We start from the raw sequence: 8,962 nt of genomic DNA, 5'->3' as shown, positions 1-8,962 counted from the left end.
TTAGTTATGCTTTTAAATAGTGCTCAATCACTGTCGTCCAGTAACTGATATATAGGGTAATTCTCTTGCTATTTAGCCTTAATCCCTTTCAGGTCAAGCTATCTAGCGAGCCGACTATCTTATCATAATGATTTGAATTGTCAAGCTTTTTTATGTTTTGTTTCATTCAATTGAATTGGGTTATTTATATGTATCTTACATATAAAGCTTCCAGCTCGTCTTGATGAGGGCGTATTATAGAGGGTTTGAATGTTTAGTCAAGAGATAATTCACCTTAATTTGAATAATCTTGGTGATTAGACTAAAAATTGGCAGAATGGCAGTGTATGTTTATTTGCGCTGGGCTGAGGTAAGCTCGTAAATAAGAGTACTTATTTCATCTCAATTACAGTAGGTTTCTTTAATGAGTCGTTATCACTGATCATTAGCTAAAAAATGAGTTGGTCCTTCTTTATCTTATCGTGATGAATACACTGATAACCAGCTTGATATCTAAAGCGCATAAAAAAAGGAACTTACCCTACGGTAAATTCCTTAATATGACACGAACAATCAATTCTAAAAATTTGCTTTTACTTTAATCGTCGTAACAATACCCGATAATGCATAGATAATACCAATGGCTAAAATACCGACAGGTATGTCATAGAGCACAATACTCATGACCAACACACCGATTATTAGAACCACAAAAGGTACTTTCTTTTTATCAAACTCTTTAAAGCTATAGTATTTGACGTTACTAACCATCAGTAAACCACAAATCACCACCCAAGCAGCAAATAAGAACATGACTGCCGTATCGTACTGCCCAACCCATTCATTATGGTCGACAGCGACCATAACCGCTGCCGTTACTAATATAGCAGCTAGTGGACTCGCCAAACCGACAAAGTATTTTTTATCAACAATACCGACCTGAACGTTAAAACGTGCCAGACGGAAGGCAGCACAGGCGGTAAAGACAAACGCACACCCCAAGCCAATGCGACCTAACGGCTGCAGCGCAAAACTATAAACTAAGATCGCTGGTGCAACACCAAAAGCCAGCATATCGGCAAGCGAATCATATTGCTCGCCAAACGGGCTTTGCGCATTAAGCATACGCGCCACTCGTCCATCAGCACCGTCGAGAATAGCGGACAAAAAGATGGCTAAAGAAGCTTTGTAGAACTCGCCTTGCGTACTGGCCAAAATCGAATAAAAACCAGATAGCAGTGACAAGGTTGTAATTAGATTTGGTGCTAGATAGACACCGCGGCTGACTACGCGCTTGCCTTCAGCCACTTCTGCTTCAATCACTTCAAAGGTCAAGCCATCATAACTCTCATTATCCGCTAAGCGAATATTGAAATCATGCTCATCAACAAAGGGCGGCTGGGTTGCTGCGCTGTCTTGTAACAATCCATCATTTAGAGGCGGATGATTTGATTCATCTTTAGGTGATTGCACGTTAGTCATCTCAATATCCTTATTTGCCGGCATAGTTATTCACTAACATGGTTATTCGCCGACTAGCCAGCGTACATTGGTTGCGCTATCAGGCGTTAAGTCTGGAGCATCAGCCACTTTTAATGCAGGCTGTAAGAAGCGTAATATCTCACGTGCATGATTATCAAACTGCCAAGGTGGATTGATCACCAGTAAACCTGTACCGTTAAGACCAACCGCCACATCATTTGGATAAATATTCAGCTCACAAACCAACTGGCGGCGCATTTCAGTACGCTTCAGTTTTTTATAGAACAATTCAACGGCTTCAACGTTCTTAATAGGGAACCAAAGCGCGTAAGTGCCTTGTGGCCATTTATTATAAGCAGCAACGAGTAAATTTATAAGGCGTGTAAAATCTTTGTGCTCTTGCTCATAAGGCGGATCAAGAAAAATCAGACCGCGCTTTTCTTTTGGTGGAATAACGGCGGTAATACCTTCAAAGGCATCACGATGCTGTATACCAATGGGTAACTTGTGCAACTGATAGTTTAGCGCATCATATTCGCTAGCTTTGGCTTCAAAAGCTTCACCGCGCACGCCCGCATCTGGATTTTTCTCGATATGATGGGCAACCCACCAAGGAGAACCAGGGTAGACTTTATTGTCATAAGTGAAACGGGCTTGCTTAATGCCTTCCATATAATCTTTGACGGCAGCGGGTGCCTTGTCAGTATTGGCATTTAGTAACGCTTGGATACCACCTTTGGCCTCACCTGTCTTGCGCGCTTCTTCACTGCTCAGTGAATACAGTCCGCGACCACCATAAGCATCAAGCACATAAAAAGGTTTGTTTTTTTGCCCCAATTGATTAAGGAGTTGTACCAATAAAATGTGTTTAACCACATCAGCAAAGTTACCAGCGTGGTAGGCGTGTTTATAGTTCATAATCTCAAAAGTTTAAATAAGAAAAATTACATCTATGGTAGCATAGGCAGAGTAAAAGATAACGATGGTTTTGGTAAAAAGGCATTGATTGGCTATGTATTGCCAGCTAACTGACCATAGTGAGACGAAATGACAGAGATTATTAGCAATCTTGATGTGACAAAGTTGGTGATTGATCATCCGATAGGAGAAGATAATCCACCATTACTGTTTCCTCATAGCGATGACCCAAGCCAAAAACCACTGACTCAGCGTGTATTACAACAGTCTGATTTTGATATCAGTTGGCAAGATAAGCTGACTGATACACAACTAGATCTATTCGTTGATGATGGTTGGATCATTATTGATGAGGTCTTTGAAACGAAAGCGCTGTTAGCCTTGCAAGCAGAGAGTGGTTTTATTGACTATCGTGACGCAGAGCTGACGGCTGGGATTCGTGTCAGTGATATTCGCGGTGATCGCATCCGCTGGATTACGGAAAATTTCTTTGCTGGGTTTTATTATTTGCAAAGTATCAATGCGCTTGCCACCTTATTTAATCGCAGTTTATTTGCCGGTATTCGCCACAGTGAAGCGCATTATGCTTGCTATCCGGTGGGTTTTGGCTATCAATGGCATAGTGACAATCCAGCTGGGCGTGATGAACGCGTTATCTCTGCGGTGTTTTACCTCAATGATGAATGGGAACCAACTGACGGCGGCGCACTAGAAATCATTGATAAACATGGCGTTCATCATAACGTCATGCCTGTCGCCAATAGATTGGTGATATTTGACAGTGACCTACAACATCAAGTACAAATTGCCCATCGTCAGCGTTACTCTATCGCGACGTGGATGCGCCGTGATGGTTTGGTGCCTTTTGTTGAAGACAATATTTAAAACACATTAGCAAGTAACAAGCAACGACTGATTGTATTGTATCGTGGCTGCCAATCTTAAAAATTTATCATTTTAATTTATAATAAAAAGGTTTATTCATGTCGGACTTTAATAAACAAACCATCCATCAACAACAAAACCATCAGCAGCAAACGCTAGATTTAAGTATTGCGCTACTTGAACGTCCCTCCGTCACCCCAGATGATGATGGCTGCCAAGATATACTGTCAGAGCGCTTAGAGCGAGCGGGCTTTGACTGTGAGTTTATGTACTATGGTGATAGAGATCAAAGCGGCGAACATGCAGAAGTCAAAAATCTATGGGCGCGCCGTGGCACCACTGATCCAGTTATCTGTTTTGCTGGTCATACCGACGTCGTGCCAACAGGTGATGAAAACAATTGGACGTATCCGCCATTTACGCCAACCATCGCTGATGGTTACCTATGGGCTCGCGGTGCAGCTGACATGAAAACAGGTATTGCCGCCTTTACCATCGCATCTGAACGTTTTGTCAAAAATCACCCTGAGCACAATGGCTCTATTGCCTTTTTAATCACTTCCGATGAAGAAGGTCCTTCCATCAATGGTACGGTCAAAGTCATTGAGGCCTTAGAAGCCCGCAATGAAAAAATCACCTATTGCTTGGTTGGCGAACCATCGAGCACAGATACGCTCGGCGATATCATTAAAAACGGTCGCCGCGGCTCATTGGGTGCGGAACTTACGGTCACTGGCAAACAAGGTCATGTTGCTTACCCGCATTTAGCTTGCAACCCTATTCATGCAACGATGGCAGCTTTGGCGGAACTGACTGCCGCTACTTGGGATAATGGCAATGACTACTTCCCTGCGACTTCCCTGCAAATCTCTAATATCAATAGCGGTACAGGCGCCACCAACGTCATTCCTGAGACGTTAAGAGTTATCTTCAACTTCCGCTTTTCTACGGAAACGACTGAAGATGAGCTGAAGGCAAAAACGCATGCTATCTTTGACAAACACTTTACTAATAGTAAGGCCAGTTATGATATCCATTGGAAATTATCTGGTCAGCCGTTTTTGACCCCTGAAGGTAAGTTGGTTTCTGCCTGTCAAAAAGCGATCAAAAAGGTAACCGATACTGATACGACACTATCTACATCAGGTGGTACTTCTGACGGACGCTTTATTGCGCCAACGGGTGCACAAGTCGTTGAGCTTGGTGTAAGAAATGCGACGATTCACCAAGTTGATGAAAAGGTAGAAGTCGATGACTTAGGCAAGCTCGCCCAAATTTATGAGGGAATTTTAGAGAATTTACTGTTAGATTAATCATTCGTTGAAGTAAGCAAAGAAAGCGCCAAGTCTGATAGCAGACTTGGCGCTTTTTTATTATTTTGACTGATTTATTCAATACTAATTTTACTCAATACCAATATAGAGATCAACTTGACCATACTCTAGATTACCACCGATATAATGCTCAAAATCGACATCAAAAGTTCGCGTGTGCTCACAGCTGCGATCATTAAAGTAGGTCCAAGCCTTTTCCCAAGCATTCATCACCGTGTATGGCATTCTACCCTGCTCAGAGAATACCAAATACTTTCCTGCAGGAATATCTACTGTTACTAGGTTTGCAACTTTAGCGGTATTGTTATCGTCTGTTGACTCTTGCTCACTGGCTACTTTCCAACTGGCAACCACGTCAAAAGCGCCGACCAAATCCTCACTCTCATAGTTATGATAGACACCATAGATGTCTTCACCTTTAGGAAGATCACTGGCATGGTTTTGGTAAAACTTTTGCCATAAACGACCCAGTTTCGCCGTGTCTTCGCTAATCTCAGCGTTATTGGTCGTACGAACGCTAATACCTTTACAAGTTATTGCTTCAGGCAACTCTTTAATTTGTGACGTCATGATCTGTAAGTCCTATATATTTATTCAGTTTTCTATTTGAGATAGTATTAAAAATAGCGCTTCAGGGTATAAATCTAATCTGCTTCATCAATCCAATTCATCTGAATGGCTTCCAAGATACCTTCGTTTGATTTTTGTGGATCATCATCAAAACCTTCAAGCTCAGTCACCCAGCGATGTAAATCAGTAAAACGGATGTACTGCGGATCGGTCTCTGGAAACTTCTCATACAGCTCAATAGCGATATCTAAGCTGTCTGTCCATTTTAATTTTTGCGGGGTCATGATGGCTCCTTAATTTTTAATCATTTTTAGACACGTCATCAAATCAGTGGTCAATTTGAATGGTAATTTGATTGGCAACTTAATAACCGCTATCCTACCAAAATTCGCCTGCTGATTATAGACAAGTTCGTTATGCAGCATTTGTTGTTTTACTTGTTTCAGCAGATTTGGCAGATTTAATCGCCACTTGATGCTGATTCCAAGAATCAATGACCTCGTTCAACCGCTCGCCTATCATATCCAATATCTCTGGCGCACATTTGCCTTTTTTATTGGTCAATACAAACTTAGTCATACCAACGCCCATCAGCTGGCTTTTTACAAAAAAGCATGTTTCAAAATAAACGTATTTTTTATCCCAGCCCGCAAGCGTGCTAATCACCGTCATTTTATCTAAAAATTTAATTTCTTTCAGATAAACCATTTCTTGCATGGCGATAACCCAATTTAATGGCTTAATACCTTTTTGATGACAGCACGCCATCAGCCAGCGAGTAACGTTTAGCTCAATAAAAGACAGATAACGATAATTAGGCAGATGATTCCGAAAGCCCATATCATGCGGCAACACTCGATAATAACGAACCGTCGGTGCAATCAAGAGCTCAATACTAAGGCGCTCGCTTACTGATTCCTGCTTAAGTTGTTGTTTTAGCAAACTGACCATAATAAAAAAACGTATCAACATGTTCATAAATGACTCTCTTAACGCTTATTTTGTGTAAATTTATTGGGTATAAATTTATATATATAAACAGTGACTGGCTATAAATGCAGCGTACCTTAACGCAAAAAAAGCCACCTAAGTGACTTTTTTATTTAAAAGCGGATATTTAAAAGCTTATATTTAGAAACTAACTTTAGAGATTAATGACCTGCACCATTGATACTACGTACCATCTCTTCGACCATTTTCTTCGCATCACCAAAGATCATCATTGTCTTATCCATATAGAACAGACTGTTATCAAGCCCTGCATAACCCGTATTCATTGAGCGCTTGATGACCATAACGGTTTGAGCTTTAGTGACTTCTAGAATCGGCATACCAAAGATTGGCGACGTTGGATCATCTTTTGCAGAAGGGTTGACCACGTCATTTGCACCGATAACTAAAACCACATCGGTACTCGCGAAGTCTGAGTTAATCTCATCCATCTCAAGGATATCATCATAAGGTACATCCGCTTCCGCCAATAGGACGTTCATATGACCTGGCATACGACCCGCCACTGGATGAATGGCAAAGCGGACATTCACGCCTTCTTCTTTTAGCAACTCATACAATTCTTTTACCGCATTCTGTGCACGGCCCTGTGCCATACCATAACCTGGTACGATGACCACGCTGCTAGCATTAGACATGAGGAACCCTGCATCTTCTGCTGAACCCGCTTTGTAATTCTTCGGTGCACCGTCATCGCCGCCTGCCGCTACGGCTGATGTACCCATACCGCCAAATAAGACGTTGAGTAATGAGCGGTTCATGGCTTTACACATGATATAAGATAAAATCGCACCTGATGAACCGACGAGCGAACCCGCGATAATGAGCATCGAGTTGCCGAGGGTGAAGCCAATGCCTGCCGCCGCCCAACCAGAAAACGAGTTCAATAATGAGACAACCACTGGCATATCACCGCCACCAATCGGCGCAATCCACATCCAACCAAATATCACGGCAATCACTGCCATCGCATAAAACGCTGGTAATGAGTCAGTGACGAAATACACGCCACCGAAAGCAATCATCGCAATGAATAATGATGCTTGGACGGGTTTTACCCAACCCCCAACCAATGTTTTAGCCCAGCTTTTTGCGGCTAATTTACCAAAAGCAAAGACCGAAGCTGAAAACGTAATCGCACCGATGAAACAACCAATAAACAGCTCAACTCGGGCAACAGCGCCATGCTGTTGTTCAGTATGCAATACGGTTGCCAATGCAATGGCGACCGCTGCCAAACCGACAAATGAATGCATCAAGGCAACGGTTTCTGGCATTTGCGTCATCGCAACCGTCTTTGCCTTCCACATACCGACGAGGGCACCCAAAATCATCGCACCGATAATTAACCAAAGGACAGGGCCTTCTGCTAAAAAGAATGTCGTGACGACCGCAATCGCCATCGCTACCATACCAAAGCGGTTACCACGGATAGCCGTCTTTGGGCTAGACAAACCACGTAAGGTCAAAACGAAAAGAATCGCGCCGACCAGATAGAACCAATCCGCATTTGCCGCAATCATTGTTGAGAAGTCGTTCATGCGTCACCTCCAACATCAGTGGTTGCTACTGGTGCTTTTTTTACTTTCGGTTTAAACATCGCAAGCATACGTTCGGTCACGGCAAAACCACCAAAAATATTGATACTGGCTAAAAATACGGCAAAAGCACCAAGGATACTGGTCGGTGTAAAGATAGAACCATCAATGGTGACGGTCTGTAGCATGGCACCGACGATGACAATACTTGATAGTGCGTTGGTGACAGCCATTAATGGTGTGTGCAATGCAGGCGTGACGCCCCAAACGACATAATATCCGACAAAAATAGCGAGTACAAATACGGTAAAAATCGCTACAAATGGTGTGCTACTCATGGCCGCACCAGCTGGCGCTGCCGCTAAAATAGTGGCAATCATCTAATCCTCCTAAAAATTTATTCGTGTCTGGCAAATGTGTGGTGAAAGGCAGTCAAAACTTAGCGTTTGGCTAGTCGTACCTGACTGTCATGTGTCACTGCCAGTGCGCCCTGAATCTCGTCTTCCATGTCTAATTTAAGTGCCAAGTTAGCTGATGGGTCACTTTCTGAAGCGTCATCGCTAGCAGGCGCAATTAATGTGGTGATAAAGTTAACCAAATTGTTGGCATACAAATCTGAAGACTGCGCGGCGAGCATCGATGGGATGTTGGCAGCACCAACGATACGCACACCATTGTCTGTAGTGATGGTTTCGTTAGGCACGCTGCCTTCGACGTTGCCACCTGTGCCAGCAGCCATATCGATCAATACGGAACTCGCCTTCATTTTAGCAAGGGTTGCGCCGTGCACCAGACGAGGAGCGTTACGACCAGGAATCTGCGCTGTGGTAATGACGATATCCGCGTTGCTCAAGGCTTTATCCACGACAGCAGCTTGATCTTTGACATATTGCTCAGATGGTGTCCACGCATAGCCACCTGTAGATTTGGCTGTTTCGGCCTCCTCTGCACTCATCGGTACATCCAGCCATTTACCACCGAGTGATTCCACTTGCTCGCGAGCAGTCGGACGTAAATCACTCGCTTCTACCACTGCACCTAAACGCTTCGCCGTCGCAATCGCTTGTAAACCCGCAACCCCAACACCTAAGATGACCACTTTGGCAGGCTTAACCGTACCGGCTGAGGTCATAAACATCGGGAAAGGACGCGAGTATTCATTTGCCGCTAGCAAGACGGCTTTGTAACCAGCAAGGTTGGCTTGCGATGACAAGACATCCATATTCTGTGCGCGTGACAATGTGC

10 protein-coding genes are annotated in these 8,962 nt (G+C 43.4%); 2 read left to right on the top strand and 8 right to left on the bottom strand.

Annotated elements, in window-relative coordinates; all coding sequences use genetic code 11:
• Positions 1 to 558: 558 nt before the first annotated feature.
• Together pssA and rlmJ are read right to left on the bottom strand one after the other, a co-directional pair.
• A complete protein-coding gene (gene pssA, locus I3257_RS06765) occupies positions 559 to 1,461 on the bottom strand; it encodes a CDP-diacylglycerol--serine O-phosphatidyltransferase (protein WP_238049183.1) in 903 nt (300 codons plus the stop codon).
• Positions 1,462 to 1,503: 42 nt separating this feature from the next.
• The gene (gene rlmJ, locus I3257_RS06760; protein ID WP_045446718.1) at positions 1,504 to 2,379 is read right to left on the bottom strand and encodes a 23S rRNA (adenine(2030)-N(6))-methyltransferase RlmJ; all 876 of its coding nucleotides are present in this window, start codon (positions 2,377 to 2,379) and stop codon (positions 1,504 to 1,506) included.
• Positions 2,380 to 2,508: 129 nt separating this feature from the next.
• Here rlmJ and I3257_RS06755 point away from each other — a divergent pair, with 129 nt between their 5' ends.
• Both I3257_RS06755 and dapE read left to right on the top strand, forming a co-directional pair.
• Positions 2,509 to 3,264 (top strand): 2OG-Fe(II) oxygenase, encoded by a 756-nt coding sequence (locus I3257_RS06755; protein WP_198330460.1) that lies wholly within the window; start codon positions 2,509 to 2,511, stop codon positions 3,262 to 3,264.
• Positions 3,265 to 3,362: 98 nt separating this feature from the next.
• Positions 3,363 to 4,577, top strand: a complete 1,215-nt coding sequence (dapE, locus tag I3257_RS06750; protein WP_238049182.1) for a succinyl-diaminopimelate desuccinylase — start codon at positions 3,363 to 3,365, stop codon at positions 4,575 to 4,577.
• 90 nt (positions 4,578 to 4,667) lie between these two features.
• Here dapE and I3257_RS06745 read toward each other — a convergent pair whose 3' ends face one another.
• From I3257_RS06745 to I3257_RS06720, 6 genes are all read right to left on the bottom strand, one after another.
• Complete coding sequence (locus tag I3257_RS06745; RefSeq protein ID WP_238049181.1) at positions 4,668 to 5,168, bottom strand: GyrI-like domain-containing protein; 501 nt, start codon at positions 5,166 to 5,168, stop codon at positions 4,668 to 4,670.
• A 74-nt stretch (positions 5,169 to 5,242) separates the two neighbouring features.
• Positions 5,243 to 5,452 carry a Fe-S cluster assembly protein IscX gene (gene iscX, locus I3257_RS06740; RefSeq protein ID WP_021812734.1) on the bottom strand — a complete coding sequence of 70 codons (210 nt, stop codon included), beginning with the start codon at positions 5,450 to 5,452 and terminating at the stop codon, positions 5,243 to 5,245.
• A 130-nt stretch (positions 5,453 to 5,582) separates the two neighbouring features.
• Positions 5,583 to 6,146, bottom strand: coding sequence for an acyl-CoA thioesterase (locus I3257_RS06735; protein WP_238049180.1), 564 nt, complete (start codon positions 6,144 to 6,146; stop codon positions 5,583 to 5,585).
• Between the two features lie 173 nt (positions 6,147 to 6,319).
• Positions 6,320 to 7,702: an NAD(P)(+) transhydrogenase (Re/Si-specific) subunit beta gene (locus I3257_RS06730; RefSeq protein ID WP_238049187.1), complete on the bottom strand. Its 1,383-nt coding sequence runs from the start codon at positions 7,700 to 7,702 to the stop codon at positions 6,320 to 6,322.
• 14 nt (positions 7,703 to 7,716) lie between these two features.
• A complete protein-coding gene (locus I3257_RS06725) occupies positions 7,717 to 8,055 on the bottom strand; it encodes a proton-translocating transhydrogenase family protein (protein WP_238049186.1) in 339 nt (112 codons plus the stop codon).
• A gap of 101 nt (positions 8,056 to 8,156) precedes the next feature.
• A partial coding sequence (locus tag I3257_RS06720) for an NAD(P)(+) transhydrogenase (Re/Si-specific) subunit alpha (protein ID WP_238049179.1) occupies positions 8,157 to 8,962 on the bottom strand: 806 nt, incomplete at its 5' end.

This window comes from Psychrobacter sp. Ps7 (assembly GCF_022129225.1).
In the GTDB taxonomy this organism is placed as follows: domain Bacteria; phylum Pseudomonadota; class Gammaproteobacteria; order Pseudomonadales; family Moraxellaceae; genus Psychrobacter; species Psychrobacter immobilis_A.
The sequence above is the reverse complement of the archived record's forward strand: the minus strand, read 5'-3'. Positions and strand labels throughout refer to the sequence as shown.

Coding starts and splice junctions, on each gene's coding strand:
- I3257_RS06735 (WP_238049180.1), bottom strand. CDS start 6,146: ATGAACATGTTGATACGTTTTTTTATTATGGTCAGTTTGCTAAAACAA.
- rlmJ (WP_045446718.1), bottom strand. CDS start 2,379: ATGAACTATAAACACGCCTACCACGCTGGTAACTTTGCTGATGTGGTT.
- I3257_RS06755 (WP_198330460.1), top strand. CDS start 2,509: ATGACAGAGATTATTAGCAATCTTGATGTGACAAAGTTGGTGATTGAT.
- pssA (WP_238049183.1), bottom strand. CDS start 1,461: ATGACTAACGTGCAATCACCTAAAGATGAATCAAATCATCCGCCTCTA.
- I3257_RS06725 (WP_238049186.1), bottom strand. CDS start 8,055: ATGAGTAGCACACCATTTGTAGCGATTTTTACCGTATTTGTACTCGCT.
- I3257_RS06730 (WP_238049187.1), bottom strand. CDS start 7,702: ATGATTGCGGCAAATGCGGATTGGTTCTATCTGGTCGGCGCGATTCTT.
- I3257_RS06745 (WP_238049181.1), bottom strand. CDS start 5,168: ATGACGTCACAAATTAAAGAGTTGCCTGAAGCAATAACTTGTAAAGGT.
- iscX (WP_021812734.1), bottom strand. CDS start 5,452: ATGACCCCGCAAAAATTAAAATGGACAGACAGCTTAGATATCGCTATT.
- dapE (WP_238049182.1), top strand. CDS start 3,363: ATGTCGGACTTTAATAAACAAACCATCCATCAACAACAAAACCATCAG.